The organism is Paraburkholderia sp. BCC1884, from assembly GCF_900996225.1.
Lineage (GTDB): Bacteria > Pseudomonadota > Gammaproteobacteria > Burkholderiales > Burkholderiaceae > Paraburkholderia.
In genome coordinates, this window is record NZ_CAAJGL010000068.1 from 676,293 (window position 1) to 699,272 (window position 22,980).

Here is a 22,980-nt window from a genome sequence, read left to right on the forward strand (position 1 = left end):
TGCGCTTCGCAACTTGTTCAAGTGTGGAGACCATGTCTCGATCGCAAGGGAAGTTGTACCCCGAGGTCATGCATGACCCAAGGATCGGAAATTGCTCGGTTCACAAACCCCGCTGGCCACACCCGAACCTATTGGGAGCAATCATGCACTTCCTCATCAACGGCGACGAGGTCGAACTGGACCTCGACCCCAGGACCTCGCTGCTCGATCTGCTGCGCGAGCAGCGCCATCTCTTCGGCGCCAAGAAAGGCTGCAACCAGGGCGCATGTGGCGCCTGCACCGTGCTGGTGGACGGCACGCGGATCAACAGTTGCCTCGCTCTCGCCGTGCAGTATCAGGACCGCGAGATCACCACGATCGAGGGCCTTGGCGCGCCGGGACAACTCCATCCCCTGCAGGCGGCCTTCGTCGAACACGACGGCTTCCAATGCGGCTACTGCACTCCCGGCCAGATCTGCTCGGCGCTCGGCATGGTTCACGAGTTGAAGTGCGGCGTGCCTAGCTACGTGAGCGAGGCCATGAGCGCGGAAACTTTTGCATTGACCGACGCCGAGCTACGCGAACGGATGAGCGGTAACCTGTGCCGCTGCGGTGCCTACAACGGCATCGTCGACGCGATCAAGGACACGTTCGGTACGGCCAGCACCGAGCCTGACGCGCGCGAGGTGGCCTGATGAACCCCTTTACCTACGAACGCGCCGCCGACCCACAGACGGCGCTCGAACTCGGCGCCCGGTCGGGCGCCAAATACCTGGGCGGCGGCACCAACCTCGTCGACCTGATGCGCGAGACTATCGAGCATCCCACTGCGCTGATCGACGTCACGAGTCTTTCGTGCGAGATAGAAGAGACCGGCGACGGCTGTCTGCGAATCGGCGCCGGGGTCAGGAACACGGCCGTGGCGGCGGACCGGCGAGTGCGCGAGCGTTATCCCATGTTATCCGAAGCGATCCTCGCGGGCGCCTCCGCCCAGATACGCAACATGGCGACAGTGGGCGGTAATCTCCTGCAGCGAACGCGCTGCGGCTATTTCTACGACGACGCCGCGCATTGCAACAAGCGCGAGCCTGGAACGGGCTGCGACGCCGTGGATGGCTTCAATCGCATGCATGCCATCTTCGGCGCCTCCGCTGCGTGCGTCGCCACTCATCCGTCGGACATGGCCGTGGCGCTTGCGGCCCTGGACGCGCGCGTGACGGTAGACGGCCGCAACGGCTCACGCGACATTCCATTGGTCGATTTTCACGTGCTGCCCGGCGAGACACCCCACATCGAGACGATGCTGGAGGCCGGCGAATTGATCACGGCGGTCACGTTGCCTGCCGGTATCGCGGGCCGTTCCTGCTATCGCAAGGTGCGCGATCGTGCGTCTTATGCGTTCGCCCTGCTTTCGGTTGCGGCGGTTCTGGAAGTGCGGGACGGCCTCGTCGATGACGTGCGGATCGCCCTCGGTGGCGTCGCTCATAAACCATGGCGCGCCAATGCGGCCGAGGCGGCTCTCAAAGGCGGTCCGGCGACCGAAGCGGCTTTCCATGCGGCGGCACAAGCGGAGTTTGCGTCTGCTCGAAGTCTTCGCGACAACGCCTTCAAAATCGAATTGGGTCGGCGCGTCATCACCGACACGCTGGTCAAGTTGACCGCACTTCAGGAGATCCGTTGATGCCTATCCTCAAGGACACCATGCAGGCGGTGATGAAAAAGGCCATTGCTCTCGCCCCTGACAGCTTCATTCCCGGCGGCAAGCCGGACCCGCTGATCCAGCACAAGCATGGCCTGATCGGCGCACCCGTGAGCCGCATCGACGGGCCGTTGAAGGTTTCCGGCCGCGCGGCTTTCGCCGCGGAATTCCCGCTGGAGCATATGACTTACGCGGCGCTCAAGTATTCGTCGATCGCTCGCGGCCGCATCGTCGCCATGGACACCGCTGCCGCCGAGGCCGCGCCCGGCGTCGTTCTGGTGATGACGTATCGAAACGCACCGCGTCTCAAACCTATGCCGGCGTTCATGACTCAGCCCAAGGCCGCGGGCGGCGACGATCTGCCGGTCATGCAGGACGACCAGATTCACTGGAATGGCCAACCGATCGCGCTGGTGCTGGCCGACACGCAGGAACAGGCGGACCATGCCCAGTCCCTGATCCACGTTAGCTACGAGGCGGCCGGCGACGCAGTGACCTCGCTCGAAGTGGCGAAAGCAAACGGCTCCGAGCCCGGTGTGTTTCAGGGTGAGCCGCTGAAGCTCGAGATCGGCGATGCCGAAACCATGCTGGCGGCCGCGCCCCACAAGATCGATGCGCGCTACACGACCCCTCGCCAGAATCACAATCCGATCGAACTGCATGCAGCGACGCTTGCCTGGAAGGGCGATACGCTGCGAATTCACGACACGGTGCAGGCGGTCGCTCACGAAGCGTGGACCATCGCCCACGTGTTCGGCATCGACGAGAAAAAGGTGCACGTCACGTCGCCCTATGTCGGCGGCGGCTTCGGTTCGAAGACGGTGTGGCAGCATCAGGTGCTCGCAGCGGCAGCGGCGAAGCTATCGCAACGCCCCGTGCGGATCATGTTGTCCCGGGAGGGCGTGTACCGTATCGTCGGCGGCCGCACTCTCACGGAACAGCGCGTGGCGTTAGGCGCGCAAGCCGACGGGACGCTCGACGCCGTGATCCACACCGGCACGGTCGCCATGACGCAGCACAACAACATGCCGGAGCCTTTTATTCTGCCGGCGAAAAGCGCGTATGCGTCGAGAAGCTTCCTGCTCGATGTCGAGACCGTCAAAATGAACATGACGGCCAATACTTTCATGCGAGCACCGGGCGAGGCGGTCGGCACCTTCGGGCTGGAATCCGGCATCGATGAACTGGCCCACGCGATAGGCATGGACCCCATCGAATTACGGATTGCGAACGAACCGGATAAGGATCCGACAACGGGACTGCCGTTCTCGCAGCGCGGCATCGTCGAAGCGTGGCAGACCGGCCGCGAACGATTCGGCTGGGGCAGGCGTGGGGAACCAGGCGCCCGGCGCGAGGGCGACTGGCTGGTCGGCATGGGCTGCGCCACGGGTACTTATCCGTATTACCGGATGCCTGGCGGCGCGGCGCGCATCACGCTGACTCACGCAGGGCGCGCCACGGTCAGCATTGCCGCGCACGAAATGGGCATGGGCACATCGACCGCCCAGACGCAGATCATCGCGGAGCGTCTCGGGCTGACCATGGACGACATCGACTTCGAATACGCCGACTCCAGTTTTCCCGGCGTGGTACTGGCGGGCGGCTCTCAGCAGACGGCCGCCGTCGGCGCCGCCGTGATTGCGGTCCATCACAAACTCGTGAAGGCGCTGCTCCAGTTTGCGGGCAACAGTTCGCCGCTTTCCGGCCTGTTGCCGGACGAGGTAGGTGGGCGCGATGCCGGTCTTTGCGCGCTCGAAGATGAAAGCCGGTTCGAGACTTACGCCACGCTGCTTGCCCGCGCCAGAGTGAACGAAGTGACGGTCGAGGCCGAGGCGCCGATGCCGTTCGAGTTGCAACACTGGTCCATGCACAGTCATAGCGCGTTGTTCTGCGAGGTGCGGGTCAACGTCGTCACCGGCGAGATCCGCGTGAGCCGATTCCTCGGTTCGTTCGATTGCGGTCGGATCATCAACGCGAAAACCGCTGCCAGCCAGTTTCGCGGCGGGATCATCATGGGCCTCGGCCTCGCATTGATGGAGCAAACCCAGTTCGACGAGAGAACCGGGCGCGTGATGAATCCATCGCTCGCCGACTATCACGTCCCGGTGCACCTCGACGTGCCGGCAATCGACATCATCTGGAATGAGGAAGCGGACCCTCACACGCCGATGGGTGCGCGCGGCGTGGGTGAGATCGGCATTACGGGCGTGGGCGCGGCCGTTGCGAACGCCGTTTTCAACGCCACCGGCAAGCGCATACGAGACCTTCCCATCACTTTGGACAAGGTCATTCTTTAATGTGAAGAAGGACCGGGGGCGGCGGACAAAATCGACGATTTCCGGATCGAGCCTCGCGTCGCCCATGTCGGGCCCACTGCAAACCTTCGACACCGCCAGCGAAGAAGCGACGGGCGATCGCTATCGGTGCGACGGCCCGTTAAAGCGCATTCACCGGAATCCTGATGTACGACACACCGTTGCTTTCGGGCTCGGGCAGGCGGCCGCCTCGCATATTCACCTGCACGGAAGGCAACATCAGCACGGGCATATCGAGCGTCACGTCGCGCGCCTGGCGCATCGCGACAAAGCTGTGCTCGGTCGTGCCCTCGCGTAGATGAATGTTGTGCGCACGTTCATCTGCCACCGAACTCGTGTACTGCACTTCACGGCCGCCCGGTCGATAGTCATGGCACATGTACAGGCGGGTCTGCGGTGGCAGACTCAGGACGCGCTGGATCGAGCGGTATAGCGTAGACGCATCGCCGCCCGGGAAGTCGCAGCGCGCTGTGCCATAGTCGGGCATGAAGAGCGTGTCGCCGACGAACGCCGCGTGATCGTCCCCTTCGCTGACGATGTAGGTCGAACACGCGGGCGTGTGCCCCGGCGTGTGCATGACACGCACTTGCAGTTGCCCAACCGCGAAGAGCTCGCCGTCTGCGAACAGGTGGTCGAATTGCGAGCCGTCGGTGGCGAACTGATCGCCTGCGTTGAATAGTTTGCCGAACACCTTCTGCACTTGCGTTACCTGATCGCCGATCGCGATGCGTCCGCCTAGCCGTTCCTTGAGATATGGCGCGGCGGATAGATGGTCGGCGTGTACATGGGTTTCGAGCAACCACTGCACGCGCGCGTCCAATGCTTCGACGCGTGCGGCCAGCCGATCCGCCGACGCCGTTTGCGTGTGGCCGGACTTCGGATCGTAGTCGAGTACGCTATCGATCAGCGCGCATTGGCGCGTATGAGGATCCAGCAGCAGATAGCTGATGGTCGAGGTGACAGGATCGAAGAATCCTTCCACGATGAATTTGCCGGTAGTCATTGCAGTCGTTCCTTTTGCCGAACACGCCAGGGACTGGTATCAGTGGGTGAACGCTATTCTCAACTACCCACTGCCTTGAACAGCCGGTTTTTGTCGAGCGTGACGGGATCGAGTGTCTTCTCGGCTTCGTCCGCGGGTAGCGTGGGGCTCGCGTCTTCAAGCGCACCGCCGGTATAGCGGCCGCGTGGCCGGATCACCTTGCCCACGCGGAGTTGCTCGATGCAATGCGCGAACAGCCCGACGCTACGTGCCGTCGCGAACAGCGCGAACGACGCATCGCGCGGCAGGGTCAACTGCGCGGCGAGAGCAGCGAGCGCAACATCGATATTCGGCTTAAGGCCGGTTAGCTCGACCACCTTGTCGATAAACGACGTGAGTTCCCGAGGCGGATCGAGCACGGCGAGTAAAGCGGCGGCGCGCGGATCGCCGTCCGGATACAGATGATGTCCAAAGCCCGGAATGGGAATGGCCGACTGCAGGTGGTGAGCGACGACGTGCTCGGCGCCGAGTCGACTCACATCGTCGAACACCGCCCGCACGCGGCCCGATGCATCGCCATGCAAAGGCCCGGATAAAGTGGCGAGTCCCGAGAGCAGGCACCCCGGCAACGACGCACCCGTCGAAGCGGTGATCCTCGCGGCGAACGCCGAACTCGTGATCTCGTGGTCGGCCACAAGCACCATCGCTTTACGGATCAGTTCGGCGCCCTGGCGGTCCTGGCCCCAGCCGAGCGCGAGCCGCTCATGCGTCCATGAGGTAGTCGAATCGCGTTGCGCGCCGAATGCCTGGGCGATGAGCGCCACGAGTCGGCCGGCTTCGACGTGCAGCGCGCTATCGGTGCGTCCGAGTGTGGAGTGTCCGCAAGCAGCGAGCGCGGCAAGCGAGGTGAACGCGCATTGCCTGCCGCGCTCGTCGCCCTGCAATGCAGCGTCGCCCATGTCGAACGATACGGGTGTGCGGGCATTCCAGAGAATGGCCGCTACGTCTTCGAGTGTCGCCGTCTCCGAAAGCCGGATACTGTCGCGTCCCCGGTAATAAGGCCGGCCTTTCGAGAAGGTGGTGATACCGCTGTAAATGCAGGGCTCCGCACCGAATATCGTGCCCGCGGCGAGTGCCTCGCGTTTGCGCCCCACCTGTTTCTTGCGGCATAGGGCGGCGACGTCTTCGGCACGATAGAGGCTCTTGCGCGGATCATCCGGATCGGGCATCACGGCGATATTGCCGCGACTGACGTAAGCGTAGACAGTTTGCGCTCGCACGCCGAGTTGCCGCGCCGCTTCAGTCAGAGTGATCCAGTTTCGCATGAGATGGCGGCGAGCAAAGGCAGGAGGACAGAGGGCCGGGGGCCACCGGCAGACCGCGCCTCAGGTTGGGGCGCGACTGCTTCACAGTCGATTCTGCCGCTGTTTCAGGTAAAAGTCATCTCCGCCGGCCGCCGCTCCAGAATTTCGACGAGGATGTCGCCCGGCGAGCGCACGAAGCAGGCCCTCACCCCAGGGCGAACCTGCTTGATCGCCTCGACGATTTCCGCGTCGCACCGCGACAGGTGCGCGAACGCGGCGTCCAGATCGTCCACTACCACGCCGAAATGGTCGATGCCTTGCCGGCGCTCCCCATGAGCGGACCGTCCGCTCTGCGCATTCGCCAACGACGTGATGAAAAGATTGATGCTGCCGATGCGCAAATCCACTCGCCCCGGACGACGCACCACTTCAGCATTCAGACAGCGTGCGAACCATGCCGCGGTGGCTTCGGCGTCCGCCGAGCACAATTGCAGATGATCCCATTTGAATTCGATCATTCGATTCCTCCGGATAAAGAGCGTGTCACAGTTCAATGCGCGAGAGCTTGCCCAGCAGCACGGAATACGCGAGCGTGCCGAGCAGACAGATCGCGCCCATCAGATTGAGGGCCCAGTAGAAGTGGCCCGTGTGCTGGGTGATATAGCCGATCATGAGCGGCGTGGTCACGCCCGCGATGTTGGCCGCGAGGCTCGTGATGCTGCTGGTCAGCCCCACGTACTGCCGCGGCGCGATTTCGGAAACGGCGGCCCACGACATCGAACCGACGCCCTGTGCGAAGAACGCAATCGTCAGGATGATGATCACCACCTCGTTCGACTCGACGAAATTGACGAGCATGATCGATGCGCCGAGCAACGTGCCGATGATCAGCGGCGCTTTGCGTGCAGTGGAAAGTGAGACGCCGCGCCGGATGAAAAAGTCCGAGAGGAAGCCGGCGATCAGAATGCCGAGCGTCGCGCCGATAAAGGGCAGTGCCTGGAAAATCCCGACCTTGATCATCGACATATGCCGTGCTTCGATCAGATAGGTCATGAACCACGTGGTGAAGAACACCAGTAGCGTGTTATTGCAGAACTTGCCGATGCAGATCGCAATGACCTGGCGGTAGCTGAGCAGCTTGAGGGCAGTGCGCCAATCGAACCTGGTGCGTGGCTTGCGGGTCGGCGCCGCTCCTTCGTTGATGTACTGCAGTTCAGCGGCATTCACGCCCGGATGCTGAAGCGGGTCGCGATAAACCCGATACCAGAGCAGACTGAACAGAATGCCGAAGCCGCCGGTCACGTAAAAGACAGTGCGCCACCCGTAGGCCGCGGAGATCCACAGCAACAGGCCCGTGAAGAGAGGTGTACCGATGTATTGCCCCATCACATACACGCTGGTCGCGAAGCCGCGTTCCCTGGCGGGAAACCACAATGTCACGGCTCGCGCGTTCGACGGGAAGGCCGGCGCCTCCAGCGCGCCGATCGAGAGACGCGATCCGAGCAGCATGTGATAGCCGGTGGCGAATCCCTGGGTCAGCGTGGCGAACGACCACCCGACGAGAGACAACGCGTAAGCGAGACGTGAACCGAGCACATCGGTCAGCACCCCGCCGGGCACGAGCGCGATCGAATACGCCAGGCCGAACGCGGCGAACAACTCGCCCATTTGCATCTTGTTGAGCGCGAGTCCCTTCGAGAGACCCGGCGCCACGATGCCCAGCGCCGACCGGTCCACGTAGTTGAGAACGGTCGCCATCAGCAACATCGAGAGCACGACATACCGCACCCTGGAGCGCTTGGTGGTGTCCGCGTAAGCCGGGGTTCTCGCCGACAATGTTTGTTCCTCTACGACTTTCATCGTTGTCTCCATAACATTAGCCAGTGGTTTTTATTATTTGGCGTAAGGACGACTTATCCGCGACCGACGAACGGCATGGCAGTCGCCATGATCGTCATGTTGAGAATATTGGCTTCGAGCGGCAGATCGGCCATGTGGACGACCGCGTTCGCCACGTGCGTCACGTCCATTCTTGCTTCGGGCGCCATGCTGCCGTCGGCCTGCATGACGCCGCGGTTCATGCGCTCCGTGAGCGAGGTGGCCGCATTGCCGATATCGATCTGGCTGCAGGCGATGTTGAATGCGCGGCCGTCGAGCGCAATCGATCTGGTGATGCCGGTGACAGCGTGTTTGGTCGCCGAATAAGCGATGGTGTGCGGTCTCGGCGAATGCGCGGAGATCGAGCCATTGTTGATGATGCGTCCACCTTGCGGCGTTTGCGCTTTCATCAAACGATAGGCGGACCGCGCGCACAGGAAGACACCGGTCAGATTGGTGGCCACTACATCGTTCCAGAAATCGACTTCGTAGTCTTCGAGGGGCACGGCCCCCGCATTTCGGCCCGCGTTGTTGAAGAGCACGTCGAGCCGGCCGAATGCATCGGCGATCTTCGCAAATGCCTGCTCGACCGATGCTGCGTTGGCTACGTCGGCCTGAACGACAAGCGCTTCGCCGTCTGCCCTACCGATGGTCTCCTTCGTCTCCAGCAACGGTTCGGCTCTGCGTCCGATCAGCGCCACCGTGAAGCCGGCCTTGGCGAGCGCCACGGCGGCGGCCTGGCCAATGCCGGAGCCGGCGCCGGTAACCGCTGCGTATTTTTTCGATGCAGGCATATTCCTTCCTCTCGACAATCAATTGAACATGTAAGGAGAGTTGCATTCGCCTCAGGCGTTGAGCAAGCTTGATTCGTTGAATCAACATCAGAGGGCTTTGCAGGCGGGCCTGCACCAGGGTTTTCCTGATGTGTTTGCGAGCGGTGGCAAGGTGCGGCAGGCGCCGGGGCGATTGGGGGGCGCATCACGGCCGAGGAGTTGATTCATCCAATCAACATTGACGCGCGGGTGGGCACTTTCGTAGTCTCTCGACGTCTGCTCACCCAAGGAAAAATCATGTCGCAAAACAATCGCACCCGGCTTCTGATTGCGCGAAAGGTCCCCACTGCTATCGCGAGTCGAGCCGAAGCCGAGTTCCATGCTTTCGTGACCGATGCGGACATGGACGCGTGGTCCGTCGTCGATTTCTGCAAGAAGCACGAGATGCCGGCGGTCCTGATCGGGAAGAAGTCCGGTTTGCAGGCGGAGCACATCGCGGCGTTGCCGCCGACGCTCAAGATCATCGCTAATGCAAGCGCGGGCTTCGATCACATGGATGTCGCGGCGGCGCGCGAACGAGGCATTGTCGTGACGAACGCGCCCGATGCACTAACCGAATGCACCGCCGATTTCGCCATGCTGCTGGTGCTGGCGGCCTGCCGCCGCGCATCGGAATACGAACGGATCATGCGCAACGGGTGGGGCAAATCGTTCGGCATGACCGAGATGCTCGGCACGCGCGTGAACGGCAAGACGCTCGGCATCGTCGGATTCGGGCGCATTGGACGCGCGGTGGCGAAGCGGGCCCAAGGTTTCGGTATGCGCGTGATTTATACGGATGTCCAGCGTGCGACTGCGTCGCTGGAGAATGGCGCGACGTTTTACGCAAGCCTCGAGGAAATGCTGCCGCATAGCCAGGTGCTTTCGCTGCACGTGCCGGGCGGCGGCGTGCCGTTGATGACGAAAAAGGAGTTCGGACTGTTGCCGACGGGCGCGGTTTTTGTCAACGCGGCGCGCGGTGGACTGGTGGACGAAGATGCGCTTTATCAGGCGCTCACCTCGGGGAAACTGTTCAGTGCGGGTCTGGACGTGTATCGAAACGAGCCGAATGTCGACAAGCGCTTCGCTGAACTCGACAACGTGTTCCTGACGCCTCATATGGCGAGCGCCACGATGGAAACGCGCGACCAGATGGGTTTCACGGCGCTGGACAATGTCGCCGCCGTGCTCGACGGGCGACCGGCTTTGAATCCGGTTTGAAGTTCGACCAGGGCGTCTCGCCGCGCGATAGAAGAAGCGCGCGGCGAGCGTGCCCGATACGCGACATCCGGCCCGTGAGCCCGCTTTCAGAGTCGATCGGCGATGGCGTGCTCGATGGCAGTCGCGAGCATCATGGCTTTTGCATTGTTCGGCGGTGGCTCGACCTTGGTGGGGCGATAGATTGCATCGCCCGTGGCGATCGTCTGTCCGCTCAATGCGCAGACCCCGGGGCGTTTGGCTGAAGCGACCCGCCAAACCTGCTCGCCGTAATTGCAGCCTTGAGGGTCGCTCCACGAGACCGTGACGGTTCGCGGACTGACTCGATCGAGCAACGCGACGACCACGGCGCCGCTGCTGTTCGAAAGGCGGCTCGACTCATGCGTGTCGACAATGTGCCTGACACGCGCCGTCAATTGATGTGCGCATCCGGCATCGAGCTGTCCGACTGTACGCCGCCATGCGTTGTTCTCCGTCATGCACTGCTCCATGGCAGGCCTCCGGTTAAGAGTGGTGAGCCTTCAACTCAGCCGTATTTTGGGCTGAACGAAGCCGTTGATACGCTCCGCGGTCCACAGCAGAGTGGCCTTTGCGAAACCGTGCAGCGCCTGCTGATGCTGCCGGTAGAGCATGGCGTGGCTGAGTTGCGCAAAACGGCCTTTGATAAACCCGCCGCGGAAGAAGCCGAACTGACCGAGCGTGCCGAACGCGTTGTAGTCGCTCAACGATACGAGCGCGCCGAAGTCGTGAAATGCAAAGTCGGGCAGCGCGCCACCGTCGATCCATGCCGGCATGTGTTTCGCCAGAAATTGGGCCTGTTGCGTGGCAACCTGCGCGGTGGGTGCTAGAGGGCGCTCATGGCCGGGGAGCGTGAGCGTCGAACAGTCGCCGAGCGCGAAGATACGGTCGTCGTCCTGCGCCTGGAGAGTCGATCTGACGTTGATCTGATTGGACCGGTTGGTCGCAATACCGTCGAGCATGCCGAGAAACGCCGGCGCTTTGACGCCCGCTGCCCACACCATCAAATCCGCCGGCTGCTTGCTGCCGTCGCCGAGTCGAAGTCCGTCCGCTTCGGCCGCGGTGACGCGCGTATCCGTTCGCACTGTAAAGCCGATCTGCCGAAGTTGGGCTTCGCTGGATTGCGACACCGTCGGCGGAAATGCAGCGAGGATGCGTGGTCCGCTTTCATAAAGCGTGAGGCTCAGACGCGAGCGTATCTCAGGGTCGCCATAACCCGACGCCACTTCGAGCAGGCGGCTCAGTTCCGCTGCCAGTTCCACGCCGGTCGCGCCTGCGCCGACAATCGACACACGTAACGGACTATTCGTGACGACGCTTTGAAATATGCGGATACGCAGTGCTTCATTGAAAATTTCGGCCTGCGCCTGACTGTCGATGAAATGGCAATGGTCGAGCACACCCGGCGTGCCGAAATCGTTGGCGTGGCTGCCCAATGCGAAGACGAGTACATCGTATTCGACCATGCGCGGACCGATCACGACTTCGCCTGACGGCGCGCGCAGTTCAGCCAGCTTGACGACGCGCGCACTCCGATCCAGTCCTTCCATTTCTCCAGGCTGGTAATCGAAGCCGTGGTCGCGTGCGTGGGCGAGATAGATGACCTGCTGTTGCTGCACATCGCGTGTGCCTGCGGCGATGGTGTGCAACATGGGCTTCCAGACATGTGTCGCGCTCCTGTCGATCAAACTGACCTGAGCGCGGCCGCTGCGGCCGAGCGTGTTGCCCAGCCTCGTTGCGAGCAGAAGTCCAGCGATGCCGCCGCCAACGATGACGATCCGGGGGGCCTTAGGCATTGACGAATATTCTACGAGTGATGAATTAATGCGATACTAAGGGCTCGCCGGGCCGGTGTCAAATCGCCCGCGACGATCGTTAGCGGCGAAGTCGCCTGAGCGCCGGTTAAAATTCCAGGCTTTCCCTGAACACCAATCACAGTCGCCGATGAAGCCCACCAACGAGAAGATCGAGCACGTTACCCCGTCCGCCACGCCGCGTCGGCCGCGCGGGCGGCCGGCGTGCAGCGACGCCGGCGGCGCGGATGCCTTGCTTCGTAGCGCACGCGGAGCGTTCGCGAAGAGCGGTTACGAGGCGACCAGCGTGCGTGAAATCGCCCGCGCGTCGGGCGTCGATCCTGCGCTTGTCGCGCATCACTATGGCTCGAAAGAAGCGTTATGGATCGCCGTGGTGGATCAGATTGCCGACGAAGCCGCGGCAATGATCGACAGGACGGTTGCGTTGCGCGCAGCTGCGACGCTCGGACCGCGAGCGCGCGTCGAGAGCGCGATTTCCGCGTTTATCGATCAGGTGTTCTCCAATCCGGACGTCGGTATGTTTTTTTCGACGGCCGCAACGGAAACCGGCGAGCGCCTCGACGTGCTGATCGAGCGTCTGGTGCGGCCGTTCCACGATGCGTTCGTGCCGTTGCTCGCCGACGCGATCGATGCGGGTGCCCTCCCACGGCAAGATCCGCAAGTCATGTTCATGTTGCTCGTCAACGGCATCAGCAAGACGGTTTCGTATAGTCATGTGATGAGTCCGCTGTCGTCATTGCCCGGCCGGCCCAAAGCATTCAAGCAGGCGGTGCTGACCAGTGCGCTGGCAATGCTGGGATAAACGTCGAGCGGCACTGGGTGAAAGTGTGCTTCCCGCGCGACTCGCGCATTGCAGGAAACACTTGCGGCGAAAATTTTTGAACGGTATTCTCGACCCGTTCTGCAACGCAGCGCGGGAGAGATCGTCAGAAGTTCGCGACGACGCCGACGGAGCAACCGCCCCGGAAACTCTCAGGCAAAAGGACCGCGCAGCAGGAACATCTGGAGAGCGGCGCCGTGCGCGCCCACCGAAGGGGATTCTCTGCCTGGACGGCTTGCATATTGCCGGTTGGCGCGGAGAAGAAACTCTCAGGTACATGGACAGATGGGGCATCGAGGCCGGTTTCGACAAGAAATCGACACCGGTGATCCTCAACTACTCTGGACCATGTCATGTCACGAATCGCCATCATCGGCGCCGGCATTACCGGCGTCACGACTGCCCACGCCCTTGCACAACGCGGCCACCATGTCACCGTGTTCGAGCGCCATCGCTATGCGGCGATGGAGACTTCGTTCGCCAACGGCGGGCAGTTGTCCGCGAGCAATGCCGAAGTCTGGAATAGTGCCGCCACGGTCCTGAAAGGCCTGCGCTGGATGCTCACGCGTAACGCTCCGCTGCTGCTCAATCCCATGCCGTCCTTGCACAAGTACTCGTGGATGGGCGAATTCCTCAGGCAGATTCCGCATTACCGCGCCAATACCGTGGAAACCGTGCGCCTCGCCATTGCTGCGCGCGAGCATCTTTTTTCGCTTGCCGAGAGTGAAGGCATCGACTTCGATCTGGAGCGGCGAGGCATTCTGCACATTTACAAAACCCAGAAGGAATTCGACGCCGCGAGCAAGGTGAACGCGCTGTTGCGCGAGGGCGGCCTCGATCGCAATCCGGTGACGGCAAGCGAATTGCATGGCATCGAGCCCGCGCTGCAGGGCGATTTCTGCGGCGGCTTCTTCACGCCTTCCGATTCGACCGGCGACATTCACAAGTTCACCCGCGGACTCGCTGACGCTTGCACGCGCCACGGCGTCGAATTCCACTACGACGCGGAGATCACCGCAATCGAGCAACCCGCCGACGGAAAATTCACCTTGACGGTCAATCTCGAAGGCGAAGGACAGGCTTTTGCCTTCGAACGGATCGTCGTCTGCGCGGGCGTGAAGAGTCGCGACTTTGCAGCCATGCTGGGCGACCATGTGAACATCTATCCGGTGAAAGGCTATTCGATCACGGTATGTCTCGACGACGAACTCAGTCAACAGCGCGCACCGTGGGTTAGCCTGCTCGACGACAGCGCGAAGATCGTGACGAGCCGTCTCGGCGCGGACCGTTTCCGCGTGGCGGGGACAGCGGAAATCAACGGCTTCAATCGGGACATCCGCGCGGACCGGATTGCTCCGCTAGTGGATTGGACACGCCGGCATTTCCCTGAGGTCTGCACGTCGCGAGTGATTCCCTGGGCGGGCTTACGGCCGATGTTGCCGAGCATGTTGCCGAAGGTGGGACGCGGCAAGCGACGCGGTGTGTTCTACAACACCGGGCATGGACATTTGGGTTGGACGTTGTCCGCGGCTACTGCGCAAGCGGTGGCTAGCGCACTGTAGTTGTCCGGCTGATTATTCCCGTTCGCGACAATCATATTTGCTGGAATGAAGCGTGACGCCAAGCACGGCATCTCGGACAATGGGCGCCGCGACGAGCCGTCGTACTGGTCGATGCGACGCCGGATTCCTCATCCGGCGGCTTCATCGTAGTGCTTCTGTATTCGCAACGACAGCAAAGTGAAAGAGCGGCGCGTGTGAACTCGCTGCTCCGACGCAGCGCGTTGCGCGCTCACGCGACTTCCCACTTTCCTCGCGTAGTCGTTCAGCGAGGAATATCCTTTTCAAAATATCTCAGGAGTTTTTGTGGCTTTCGAACATCGCGGCTTTCAGGTGACGGCCCATGCCATGGCGGACGAGCTTGACGTTCAATGGATCTGTCATGCCCTTATTGAACGCACCGACGGTGATACGAATAAAGGCGCGCCCGAAGGCGTCGAGTTATCGATTCCGCGGGCCAAAATCGATCCTTTGATGGCGATCAGCGCGCTGGAGCATAAAGCGCGCACGGCGATCGACGACTGGCACGAAGCTGGACGGGCATAAGGGCTGCGGTTCACACTTGCGGCCAATTAGCTAACGTAACGCGCGGCTATCTCAGTTCGTTGTCTGAGGGCCGCCCTTTGCGTTCAGCGCGATGACGATCGACGGCGAGTATTGCGGCACGGTGACTAGCGAGCTTTCGTCATCTCCGCCGTCGCCGCCGGCATCCGTGCCGAAGCGGAAGTGCCTGGGTTCGATCTTGATCGTGGTGGCTTCGACGGTGCTTTCCGTTGCTGCGTAACCTTCCTTTTCGCAACGGCCTTTGAGTGCCGACGCCGACCGGCGAACCATCACGGTATCGGGCGCGCTGACGGACCATTCGCCTTTGTCGTTGGCGAGAATACATTTGGCTCCGGCAACCGGACCCGATGTATCCACTACCGCAACCGACAACTCCTCACGCCTTTGGTCCTTGCCGCCATCCTGGCCGCCGTTTGCGCCGTTTGCGCCGTTTATGCCGAGAGCGGCTTTTCCGTTGGCGCCTAAGCCGAGTTCTCCCACTGTCGGCGTGGCGAAGGCACTGCTAATCGAGAGCATGGCGACTGCAATGGAAATGACAGCTTTCATAAAGATTAGGCCCTTTGCGCGGTAGTTTTATCGATCTGTTTTTTTGCAGCAGCGATCTTATTACACATCAAAACCTCTTGGAGATGCCGGCGTAGACCGCGAGATGAGGGCCGTACTGCGGCGCGCCTACACCGATACCCGAGCCGTCGCGCAACTCGTACACACGGTTGAAGGCATTGATCAGCAGCAGGCGTGTGTCGAATTTGCCGATCAACGGATTGCCGAAATTAAAGTGATGAATGACTCCCAAATTGACCTGGGTATAGACGGGTAGGCGATCGGTATTGGCGAACCCGCTGCGAAGGCCGCTGCCGACTATGCCATCGAACGTGAAGGTAGTACGGCCGAGTTCATACGCGCCGCCGAACGAGGCCGTCACGCGTTGATCGTGATCGAGAAAAACAAAGTGATTGCTGATGAAGGCCAGTTCGTCCGCGCCGAAATTGAACTGCGCCGAGTCGATATTTTTGCCTTGCGCGCGGCTGAAAGCAACGTTCATATAAGCCGACACATTGTCCTGCTTGTAGTTCGCCGTGAACTCGACGCCGTAGGTGCGGCCATACTGATAGTTGAAGGGCGTGAAGATCAGCGCCGTGCCGAACTGTCCTTCGTCGAGCAGGTTGGTCGATTTCTTGTAGTAGGCGTCGAGCCCCACTGTAACGGCCGAGCTTAGCCGCTGCGTTACACCCAGATCGAAGTAGTGGCTGCGCTCAGGCTGAACCGGATCGTTTTGCCCGGAGACTTGTGCCGTGGTCCCGGCAAATCGCGCGATGTCGTTGTTCGATACGAGTTCGAAGGCGGGTGGCGTGAAGTAGCGCGCGTAACCGGCGTGCACCGTCGTAGATGACGTCAAGGCATAAACGAGGCCGATGCGCGGGCTGAGTTGACTGGCGCTGACGTACTGGTCCATCTTGTCGTAACGCAGACCATAGTTGATGGTCAGCTTGTCGGTGAGTTGCCACTCGTCCTGCACGTACGCGCTGTAGAGATAACCGGTCTTGCTGCTTGCGTCGGCCACGTTGATGGGCTGATCGGAGGTCTGGTCGCCGTTTTCATCGACGGGAAACACCGCGAGGTTATTGTCGAATACCGCGTGTTCCTGCTGGAACAGAATGCCGGCGCGGATCGTGTGTTTTTCATTGAGTCGGTAGGTCGTGTCCAGTTGCACGCCATTGGCACTGTCGCTATGAAAATCACTGGCGGCAACCCCGTTGAATAGCAGATCGCCGACCGGGTCGGGATTGAACTGTGTGCGCGAATAGCGCGTGAAAACGGCCAGTTGATAGTCGAGTGCGGCGCCGTTGGTCCCTTGCAGCGCCACCACGGCAAACTGGTTGAGTTCCGACTGCGTCTCGTTGAGCTGACTCGAATCGAAGCTATTGTTGCCGTTCAGCGTGAATGCCGTGGACAGGCCAGGCGTGTTCGGAATCTCGAACTGATTGCTGGTCGTGCCGAACATCAGGCTCACGCGTGTGCGGGGATCGATGATGTACGACATATAGCCGAACGCGTCGCCCTGACGCGTGTGATCGTGTATCGGACTGGCGCTCGCGGTGGGGTTTTCAATGCCCAGATTGTTTTCGCCGAGCGAGCCGCTGAAGTAATAGCTGAAGGGACCCTGGCTTCCGAATACGTCGGCACTCGTCTTGATGGTTTGGTGGCTGCCGCCGAATACGTCGATAGAACCGCCGTTACCGGCATCGCCCGATCTGGTTCGGATATCGACGATGCCGGCGGTGCGATATCCATATTGCGCGGGAAGTGCGCCGGTGAGCAGGTTCAACTGGTCGATGATGCGACTGTCGAGCGACTGCCCAAATCCGCTGATCGGCTCGGGAATGATGACGCCGTTGATCCGGTACTGCAGATTGGCGTGATCGCCGCGCACGTGCAATTGACCGTACGAGTCGCTCGCGACGCCCGGCGCCTGCAATAAGACCTGGTTGAGCGGCGTGTCCTGACCGGCCGGCAGCGTGTCGATGTCGCTCTGGCTAAAACGGTAGACGCTACTGCCCGTTTCCGGCTGCAGATCGTTGCGTGCGTGATCGAGACGTCGGGCGTTGACCTGTATCGCATCGATGACGATGTCGTTGACGGGACTGTCGGCGCTGTCGGCAGAGGCAGCATGGGCGCGCGCCACGAGCGTGAACGACAGCAGCGCCGCGTGACCGATACGGTGGTGAGTTCTCATTTTGTTAGTTATTTGTTAGTTATACGAATTTGATGTGTGGAAAGCGTTAGGGCAAACCGCGGCAGCTGAAGTCGACGCACGACGAATGTTATAACATAACACTGAAAATGCAAAATGTTTGATCGATCCGTCGGAACACGCGGTTTTGAAAAATTTTTGCGTTTTGGAAAGACTTTCCAATAAAACGGACCTACGTTGAATCGAGTCGCGCCATCGGGGCGCGTCGCTGGGTTTGCGCTTTCTAAGCGCCGGCGGCGTGGTGGACGTCGCTCAGCCGATTCTCGAACGACTTGCCACGACATCGGGACAATTGATCCGGCTAGCTATCGTCGACGGTGAGCAGTTGATTTACGTGGCCAAGGAGCAAGATGCACGGCAAGGCATTCGCTACGAGCCGGAAATGGGGCGCCCCGTCACGCTCTCCTGCAGCGCGGCAGGCATGATCTGGCTCGCGGGCAAGAGCGAAGAAGAAGCGGTGCGACTTGTGTCCCAGCGGGGCTTTGGCATGCCGTCGGGAGTTCGGTCCGCGCGCGCCGACCACGTTCAGGGCACTGTTACCTATGGTCGAGCTTGCGCGCAAGAATGGCTATGCCACGACTCAGGACATGTTCTTGCTCGCCATGAGTTCCATGGCTACGCCGGTGCGCGCCGGCAACGGTGACGTGCGGGCGATTCTGATCATCGCGGGTCCAATGTCTCGCCTGACCGAAGAACGGATGAAGGAGTTGGTGCCCGCACTTATGTCGACAGCTACTGAATTGTCCGATGCAAACGGAGTGTCGCCTGTGCTCAAACAGGTTACGCACGGCGCCGGACACGCGACGGCAGTCGCGCGGTAATGAGACCCGGTCAAATGGAATTTCACTGGGTATTTTGAGCGGAGTACTAAGTGTGGCGAATTAAATGCACGAAGGTGGCTGAAAAATCAGGACCACCCTTTCCAGAACAAGAGGAGACGCCAGGTTCGAGTTTTACGATTTCGTTTTTGCCTGCCACCCTCAATAGGGCAGCGTGGCTCGAGCGAAAGAGAGATGACCGTGCGTTGTCTCTCTCTGTGTCGATGAATGGCTTGACCGGCTCTAAGCGCCGGCGGCCCAAAACGAAACCGACTTCAGGCAGGCTTTGTCGTCGGTCAGGAAGAACAGGGTGGAGTTATTCAGTTTCTCGCCGGTCGGCGCGAATAGACCAAGCATGTCCTTCAACTTTCCTTGCCCCTGAAAACGCGCAGGAATCGCTGCGCGTATGTCGCCGGGCGTCAAACAATATTTCCCGCTCACGACGAGGTCGAGCGACGCCTGCGGCTTGCTTCGCTTGCGATATTGAGGCGTATAAGTGGACTTCGGCGAAAAAATCCGTTGAGCCTGATAAACCCGATACCACTCGGTCGACTCACCGCCGGTGAACGCCAGGTAGCGGTTTTTCATCGCGAAGGTATTCCGGGCCGATCGATACGGGAAAAATGATTTCTGAGGCCCGATTTAAAATTTTAGCGTGTCGACGAGATCCGAGATGATTAACTCCGGTTGTCATAAGCGATCGGAATGAGGCAGTATGCTGCCATCATTTCTATAAACGCACGGTGAGTGTCAACCGGGGGAAGCATGGAGACAGCAACGTTCTGGCGCTGCGCGCGCGACGCATGGGTCGATGCATGGAAAATTATCTCGCGCCGGCCGACCTGGGTCGCGATTGCCGCGACGGCATTGCTGGTCGCCAATACCCTGCCGATTACGCTGAATCATCTGGACGGTTCCGCCGTTCACGCATCGCGCCTACTGCCGTCAGTCACATTGCTGGCCAGGTCGGTGGTCATGGTCGCGCTTTCTGTGACCGTCATGCAGCAGATCATGCTTGGGGAACCGGAGCTTCGCCTGTCTTCCATGTTCGGCAAGGAGTTTCGACGCTACTTCCGGGTAAGTGCCATGCTGATGCTTGCACTCGTCGCAGTCGGGGTAGTGCTGATCGGCGGCGGTACCGTTGCATTTCGCGCCTTGGGCTTGCGTCACGCGGTCTGGTTTGAAGCGTTGCTGCTCGGGGCGATTATCGTTTTCCTATGCATCTTCGTCTTCACGCGGTTCAGTCTGCTGTTTTGTCACGTCGCGATCGGCGGGGACATGAAATGGCGGGCCGCATGGAAAGATACGCGGGGTCACTTCTGGCGCATCGCGCTGTCACATTTACTGACGGGTTTGCCGGTGGGAATCTGCGCGATCGGCCTCCTGTTGCTGGCCCGTGTTGCGTTTCGGTCGCTGGATACCGTGACCGTCGCCTACGTCGTGGCGATCGTTCAGTCATTGTTCACCGTAGTCGGTCTGGTCGCAGGATCGGCCTGCTCGTGCTGGCTGTACCGGCGATTTGCGCTGAAGCTGCGCGAATCTGTCTGAGGGACGTCGGGCTTCGGCGCTACGAGCGCCGCCTGTCATGCCCGTTGACGATCCTCAGGAGACGGAGGGAGATTTTCGCTTCTCGCCATCGAGTGCTGAACCGATGGTACCGCAGGGCAAGCCGGCTGCCGAAAAGACATCCGATGCCGTTATGCGGGCAAGCGCACAGAGTCATCGAGCGCGGCGGTATACGCTCTCGCGTGCCGCAGAACGGTCATTACCGCATGCCAGGCGCCGCGCTGTTCCGCGGCACGTTGCGCTTACGCCATCAGGTGCCACCGATGCGTCTTCAAGCCATCCAGTACGCGTTGATTCTTGCTTGCGGATGCGGGACGGCCTGCAACGCGTTGGCCGCCGATCCAGCGGGTGTCGTCAAAACCGTCAAGGGCGCGGTGCAGATAGAGCGCAGTGGCGGCAACTCGGGTGCGGCGATCGGCAGCGAAGTGTATGGCAGCGATCGCATCGTGACCGGCGCGCAATCCTCCGTAGGGATCACATTGCGCGACAACACCCAACTCTCGGCCGGCGCCAACACCATTCTCGAACTCAACAAGTTCGCATTCGACACCACGACCCACGACGGCGTGCTCGACGCGACCGTCAAACGTGGCTCCCTCGCGGTGATTTCCGGCAAGCTGGCGAAGGCCAATCCGGATGCCGTCCGTTTCAGCACGCCGACCACGACGCTGGGCGTACGGGGCACCGAGTTCATCATCGAAGTCGGCGAAAAAGGGGAGGGTGGACATTGAACGCGCTGATCCGAAGCCGTTGGCCGGCATGCGGCGCGGCGCTCGGCGTGCTGGCCCTCGTGGCCGGTTGCAGCACACCGCCGGACAGAATCATTCTGCTGCCTGATCCGCAGGGGAAGGTCGGCAAGGTGATTGTCCATAGTGCCACCGGCGAGCAGACGATCGATAAGGCCTACGCGGGCGTCGATGTCAGCGGGAGCGGCGCGATAGAAAAGACGATGGATAGCCAGTCCGTCGTGCAGGCCCGCTATGGCGAACTACTCGCTGCCCGGCCGCCACGCCCCATGACATTTACTTTGTTCTTTCTCTTCGACTCGGCCACCGAACTGGCACCGGAGTCGTCCGAGACCGTCAGGAAACTGAAAGCCGTGCTGGCGACGTGGCCCGCGCCCGAACTCGTGGTGGTCGGCCACACCGATCTGGCCGGCGCTCAGGACTATGACGACAAGTTGTCCATGCAACGGGCGAAAACAGTTTCGGCGTTTCTGGTCAAGGCCGGCATTCCGGCCCGGGAGATCGAGATTGCCGCCAGGGGCAAGCGTGAACCTCTCGTTCAAACGGCAGACGGTGTGCCCAATCGCATGAACCGACGCGTGGTCATCACCGTTCAATGAGTCACGCCGTTATCGACGCTGCATGGCCTTTGCCTCGATGAAGCGCTATGACAACCGCTGGCCTGCCAGGACCAGGACGCTGTTGAGAGCGATGCAAGGTCGTCCCATGGCGCTCCTGATACTGGTCGGCCTGAGTTTCCTCAACCTGTGCAGCGAGTGGCCGGGCAACCTGTCGCGCCCGGCCTTCGTGGCCGCGCTCGACGCGGCGCTGCCGGATTCCTTCAGAGGCGCCCGCCAGCTGCTGTTCGATCAGTATGAGCGTCGCTTTCCACGCATTCCCACCGCCCAGCCGGTGACCATCGTCGAGATCGATGACGAAACACTGGCGACTGTCGGTCAATGGCCCTGGCCGCGCAATCAACTCGCGCATCTGATCGATCTCATCGCGGCGCAAAAGCCACTGGCCATCGGCCTCGACATTTATATGCCGGAACCCGATCAGACCTCGCCCGACAAGGTGGCCGCCAATCTGCCCAAAAGCTCGGCGGCGCTCGCCGCCGGCTTGCGAGCACTGCCCAGTCATGAAGCCATTCTCGCCAGATCGTTGCGCGCGGCGCCGACGATTCTGGGCGCCGCGGCCTTCGATCATGCCGCGTTCAATACCAGCACCGATATGCGTAGTGCGCCGATTCTGGTGCACGGGAGCGATCCGCTAGGTCGCGTGCAGCGGTTCGACTATGTACTCGCCAGCCTGCCGGAGTTGCAGGCGGCGGCGCACGGTCAGGCGATGCTCAGCGTGTCGCTGGAACAGGGCGTGGTGCGGCGCATTCCCGTTGTCATGGGGTTGGGCGACAAACTGGTGCCCGGCTTGCCGATGGAAATGCTGCGCTTCGCCACGGGGTCATCGGCGATCGATGTGTTCGCCGATACCTCCGGCATGCAGGCAGTCGGTGTCGCGGACGTGCTCGTGCCGACGCAACCCGGCGGCGATATCTGGCTGCATTTCGCGTCGATTCGATCGACCTTGGGCCGCTACCTGTCCGCGCGCGATATTCTGGAAGGAAAGGCCGATCCCGAACGTATCCGCAACAAACTGGTGCTGGTCGGGTTGACCGGCGCCGGCGTGACCGACATGCGCACGACGCCGCTGGGAGAGTTGGTGCCCGGCATCGAAATTCAGGCTCAGGTGATCGAGACGATCTTCGAGGGACGCTTCCTGCGCCGTCCTACCTGGCTCAAATGGGCGGAGAGCGCTTTTATCCTGATGTTCGGGTCAGCGATCATCTGGTATGTGCCCCGCACTCATTCGCGGCTTGCGGCACTGATACGGAAAGTCCCCAAAGCGACTGCTTTACTGGGCCTCTCTCTGCACCTGCTCAATCTTCTATGCTGTTTTTATATTTTTGTGCATTTCGGATTGCTGGTCGATGCGGCTGCGATTTTCATTATCCTGTCCGCGGTGATGGGCTGCTTCTTTTCGCCGTCGTTGCGCGTCGAAGAACAGAAGAAAGCAGATGCCGTGATCGCGCAGAGGGATCAGGACGCTAGCGATCGCAGTGGCAAATCATCAAGCCCATGAGGTAGCGCTCTGGAG

22 protein-coding genes and 1 riboswitch are annotated in these 22,980 nt (G+C 61.1%); of the genes, 12 read left to right on the top strand and 10 right to left on the bottom strand.

Translation table 11 applies throughout. The annotated features are described in order from the left end of the window. Positions 1-143 precede the first annotated feature (143 nt). From FQ705_RS09945 to FQ705_RS09955, 3 genes are read left to right on the top strand one after another with little or no spacing between them, the layout of a single operon-like run. Positions 144-674, top strand: coding sequence for a 2Fe-2S iron-sulfur cluster-binding protein (locus FQ705_RS09945; RefSeq protein WP_144140303.1), 531 nt, complete (start codon positions 144-146; stop codon positions 672-674). Then, entirely contained in the window at positions 674-1,660 is a 987-nt protein-coding gene (locus tag FQ705_RS09950) for an FAD binding domain-containing protein (protein WP_144140305.1), read from the top strand. Before FQ705_RS09945 ends, FQ705_RS09950 begins: the two co-directional genes overlap by 1 nt. Beyond that, the gene (locus tag FQ705_RS09955; RefSeq protein WP_222105636.1) at positions 1,660-3,975 is read left to right on the top strand and encodes a xanthine dehydrogenase family protein molybdopterin-binding subunit; all 2,316 of its coding nucleotides are present in this window, start codon (positions 1,660-1,662) and stop codon (positions 3,973-3,975) included. The genes FQ705_RS09950 and FQ705_RS09955 overlap by 1 nt, the downstream gene beginning before the upstream one ends. A gap of 139 nt (positions 3,976-4,114) precedes the next feature. Here the strand turns inward: FQ705_RS09955 and FQ705_RS09960 are convergent, their stop codons facing one another. The 5 genes from FQ705_RS09960 to FQ705_RS09980 all read right to left on the bottom strand — a co-directional run bounded on the left by FQ705_RS09960 (position 4,115) and on the right by FQ705_RS09980 (position 8,951). After that, positions 4,115-4,996, bottom strand: coding sequence for an MBL fold metallo-hydrolase (locus FQ705_RS09960; protein WP_144140307.1), 882 nt, complete (start codon positions 4,994-4,996; stop codon positions 4,115-4,117). 59 nt (positions 4,997-5,055) lie between these two features. Next, the gene (locus FQ705_RS09965; protein ID WP_144140309.1) at positions 5,056-6,300 is read right to left on the bottom strand and encodes a citrate/2-methylcitrate synthase; all 1,245 of its coding nucleotides are present in this window, start codon (positions 6,298-6,300) and stop codon (positions 5,056-5,058) included. A gap of 104 nt (positions 6,301-6,404) precedes the next feature. Beyond that, complete coding sequence (locus FQ705_RS09970) at positions 6,405-6,797, bottom strand: VOC family protein (protein ID WP_144140311.1); 393 nt, start codon at positions 6,795-6,797, stop codon at positions 6,405-6,407. Between the two features lie 25 nt (positions 6,798-6,822). Next, complete coding sequence (locus FQ705_RS09975; protein ID WP_144140313.1) at positions 6,823-8,139, bottom strand: MFS transporter; 1,317 nt, start codon at positions 8,137-8,139, stop codon at positions 6,823-6,825. A gap of 53 nt (positions 8,140-8,192) precedes the next feature. Next, positions 8,193-8,951: an SDR family oxidoreductase gene (locus FQ705_RS09980; RefSeq protein WP_144140315.1), complete on the bottom strand. Its 759-nt coding sequence runs from the start codon at positions 8,949-8,951 to the stop codon at positions 8,193-8,195. Positions 8,952-9,227: 276 nt separating this feature from the next. On the opposite strand from FQ705_RS09980, the gene FQ705_RS09985 reads away from it, so the two are divergent. Then, positions 9,228-10,190 (top strand): 2-hydroxyacid dehydrogenase, encoded by a 963-nt coding sequence (locus tag FQ705_RS09985; protein ID WP_144140317.1) that lies wholly within the window; start codon positions 9,228-9,230, stop codon positions 10,188-10,190. 86 nt (positions 10,191-10,276) lie between these two features. Here FQ705_RS09985 and FQ705_RS09990 read toward each other — a convergent pair whose 3' ends face one another. Together FQ705_RS09990 and FQ705_RS09995 are read right to left on the bottom strand one after the other, a co-directional pair. Further along, positions 10,277-10,666 carry a DUF3331 domain-containing protein gene (locus FQ705_RS09990; RefSeq protein ID WP_144140319.1) on the bottom strand — a complete coding sequence of 130 codons (390 nt, stop codon included), beginning with the start codon at positions 10,664-10,666 and terminating at the stop codon, positions 10,277-10,279. Positions 10,667-10,708: 42 nt separating this feature from the next. Then, positions 10,709-12,001: an NAD(P)/FAD-dependent oxidoreductase gene (locus FQ705_RS09995; protein WP_144140321.1), complete on the bottom strand. Its 1,293-nt coding sequence runs from the start codon at positions 11,999-12,001 to the stop codon at positions 10,709-10,711. A gap of 148 nt (positions 12,002-12,149) precedes the next feature. Here FQ705_RS09995 and FQ705_RS10000 point away from each other — a divergent pair, with 148 nt between their 5' ends. The 3 genes from FQ705_RS10000 (at position 12,150) to FQ705_RS10010 (ending at position 14,944) form a co-directional block, all read left to right on the top strand. Further along, entirely contained in the window at positions 12,150-12,821 is a 672-nt protein-coding gene (locus FQ705_RS10000; RefSeq protein ID WP_144140323.1) for a TetR/AcrR family transcriptional regulator, read from the top strand. 102 nt (positions 12,822-12,923) lie between these two features. Next, positions 12,924-13,017, top strand: a riboswitch (glycine riboswitch). A 175-nt stretch (positions 13,018-13,192) separates the two neighbouring features. After that, positions 13,193-14,401, top strand: a complete 1,209-nt coding sequence (locus FQ705_RS10005; protein ID WP_144140325.1) for a D-amino acid dehydrogenase — start codon at positions 13,193-13,195, stop codon at positions 14,399-14,401. 303 nt (positions 14,402-14,704) lie between these two features. Beyond that, positions 14,705-14,944: a hypothetical protein gene (locus FQ705_RS10010; protein WP_144140327.1), complete on the top strand. Its 240-nt coding sequence runs from the start codon at positions 14,705-14,707 to the stop codon at positions 14,942-14,944. Positions 14,945-14,995: 51 nt separating this feature from the next. Here the strand turns inward: FQ705_RS10010 and FQ705_RS10015 are convergent, their stop codons facing one another. Both FQ705_RS10015 and FQ705_RS10020 read right to left on the bottom strand, forming a co-directional pair. Continuing rightward, positions 14,996-15,508, bottom strand: coding sequence for a hypothetical protein (locus FQ705_RS10015; RefSeq protein ID WP_144140329.1), 513 nt, complete (start codon positions 15,506-15,508; stop codon positions 14,996-14,998). 67 nt (positions 15,509-15,575) lie between these two features. Then, positions 15,576-17,699: a TonB-dependent receptor gene (locus FQ705_RS10020; RefSeq protein ID WP_144140330.1), complete on the bottom strand. Its 2,124-nt coding sequence runs from the start codon at positions 17,697-17,699 to the stop codon at positions 15,576-15,578. A gap of 560 nt (positions 17,700-18,259) precedes the next feature. Between FQ705_RS10020 and FQ705_RS34335 the strand changes: the two genes are divergently transcribed. Then, positions 18,260-18,538, top strand: coding sequence for an IclR family transcriptional regulator C-terminal domain-containing protein (locus FQ705_RS34335; protein WP_260854430.1), 279 nt, complete (start codon positions 18,260-18,262; stop codon positions 18,536-18,538). A 240-nt stretch (positions 18,539-18,778) separates the two neighbouring features. On the opposite strand, the gene FQ705_RS10030 is transcribed toward FQ705_RS34335, so the two are convergent. Continuing rightward, positions 18,779-19,123, bottom strand: a complete 345-nt coding sequence (locus FQ705_RS10030; RefSeq protein ID WP_144140332.1) for a hypothetical protein — start codon at positions 19,121-19,123, stop codon at positions 18,779-18,781. A gap of 177 nt (positions 19,124-19,300) precedes the next feature. Between FQ705_RS10030 and FQ705_RS10035 the strand changes: the two genes are divergently transcribed. From FQ705_RS10035 to FQ705_RS10050, 4 genes are all read left to right on the top strand, one after another. After that, entirely contained in the window at positions 19,301-20,083 is a 783-nt protein-coding gene (locus tag FQ705_RS10035; protein WP_144140334.1) for a hypothetical protein, read from the top strand. A gap of 281 nt (positions 20,084-20,364) precedes the next feature. Next, positions 20,365-20,832 (top strand): FecR domain-containing protein, encoded by a 468-nt coding sequence (locus FQ705_RS10040; RefSeq protein WP_144140336.1) that lies wholly within the window; start codon positions 20,365-20,367, stop codon positions 20,830-20,832. Continuing rightward, a complete protein-coding gene (locus tag FQ705_RS10045; protein ID WP_144140338.1) occupies positions 20,829-21,446 on the top strand; it encodes an OmpA family protein in 618 nt (205 codons plus the stop codon). The genes FQ705_RS10040 and FQ705_RS10045 overlap by 4 nt, the downstream gene beginning before the upstream one ends. A 106-nt stretch (positions 21,447-21,552) precedes the next feature. Further along, a complete protein-coding gene (locus FQ705_RS10050; RefSeq protein WP_260854431.1) occupies positions 21,553-22,965 on the top strand; it encodes a CHASE2 domain-containing protein in 1,413 nt (470 codons plus the stop codon). Positions 22,966-22,980 lie beyond the last annotated feature (15 nt).

What these genes read in the sequence shown, in the direction of transcription:
- FQ705_RS09945 (WP_144140303.1), top strand. Translation starts at nt 144, where the DNA reads ATGCACTTCCTCATCAACGGCGACGAGGTCGAACTGGACCTCGACCCC.
- FQ705_RS09950 (WP_144140305.1), top strand. Translation starts at nt 674, where the DNA reads ATGAACCCCTTTACCTACGAACGCGCCGCCGACCCACAGACGGCGCTC.
- FQ705_RS09955 (WP_222105636.1), top strand. Translation starts at nt 1,660, where the DNA reads ATGCCTATCCTCAAGGACACCATGCAGGCGGTGATGAAAAAGGCCATT.
- FQ705_RS09960 (WP_144140307.1), bottom strand. Translation starts at nt 4,996, where the DNA reads ATGACTACCGGCAAATTCATCGTGGAAGGATTCTTCGATCCTGTCACC.
- FQ705_RS09965 (WP_144140309.1), bottom strand. Translation starts at nt 6,300, where the DNA reads ATGCGAAACTGGATCACTCTGACTGAAGCGGCGCGGCAACTCGGCGTG.
- FQ705_RS09970 (WP_144140311.1), bottom strand. Translation starts at nt 6,797, where the DNA reads ATGATCGAATTCAAATGGGATCATCTGCAATTGTGCTCGGCGGACGCC.
- FQ705_RS09975 (WP_144140313.1), bottom strand. Translation starts at nt 8,139, where the DNA reads ATGAAAGTCGTAGAGGAACAAACATTGTCGGCGAGAACCCCGGCTTAC.
- FQ705_RS09980 (WP_144140315.1), bottom strand. Translation starts at nt 8,951, where the DNA reads ATGCCTGCATCGAAAAAATACGCAGCGGTTACCGGCGCCGGCTCCGGC.
- FQ705_RS09985 (WP_144140317.1), top strand. Translation starts at nt 9,228, where the DNA reads ATGTCGCAAAACAATCGCACCCGGCTTCTGATTGCGCGAAAGGTCCCC.
- FQ705_RS09990 (WP_144140319.1), bottom strand. Translation starts at nt 10,666, where the DNA reads ATGACGGAGAACAACGCATGGCGGCGTACAGTCGGACAGCTCGATGCC.
- FQ705_RS09995 (WP_144140321.1), bottom strand. Translation starts at nt 12,001, where the DNA reads ATGCCTAAGGCCCCCCGGATCGTCATCGTTGGCGGCGGCATCGCTGGA.
- FQ705_RS10000 (WP_144140323.1), top strand. Translation starts at nt 12,150, where the DNA reads ATGAAGCCCACCAACGAGAAGATCGAGCACGTTACCCCGTCCGCCACG.
- FQ705_RS10005 (WP_144140325.1), top strand. Translation starts at nt 13,193, where the DNA reads ATGTCACGAATCGCCATCATCGGCGCCGGCATTACCGGCGTCACGACT.
- FQ705_RS10015 (WP_144140329.1), bottom strand. Translation starts at nt 15,508, where the DNA reads ATGAAAGCTGTCATTTCCATTGCAGTCGCCATGCTCTCGATTAGCAGT.
- FQ705_RS10020 (WP_144140330.1), bottom strand. Translation starts at nt 17,699, where the DNA reads ATGAGAACTCACCACCGTATCGGTCACGCGGCGCTGCTGTCGTTCACG.
- FQ705_RS34335 (WP_260854430.1), top strand. Translation starts at nt 18,260, where the DNA reads ATGGTCGAGCTTGCGCGCAAGAATGGCTATGCCACGACTCAGGACATG.
- FQ705_RS10030 (WP_144140332.1), bottom strand. Translation starts at nt 19,123, where the DNA reads ATGAAAAACCGCTACCTGGCGTTCACCGGCGGTGAGTCGACCGAGTGG.
- FQ705_RS10035 (WP_144140334.1), top strand. Translation starts at nt 19,301, where the DNA reads ATGGAGACAGCAACGTTCTGGCGCTGCGCGCGCGACGCATGGGTCGAT.
- FQ705_RS10040 (WP_144140336.1), top strand. Translation starts at nt 20,365, where the DNA reads ATGCGTCTTCAAGCCATCCAGTACGCGTTGATTCTTGCTTGCGGATGC.
- FQ705_RS10050 (WP_260854431.1), top strand. Translation starts at nt 21,553, where the DNA reads ATGGCGCTCCTGATACTGGTCGGCCTGAGTTTCCTCAACCTGTGCAGC.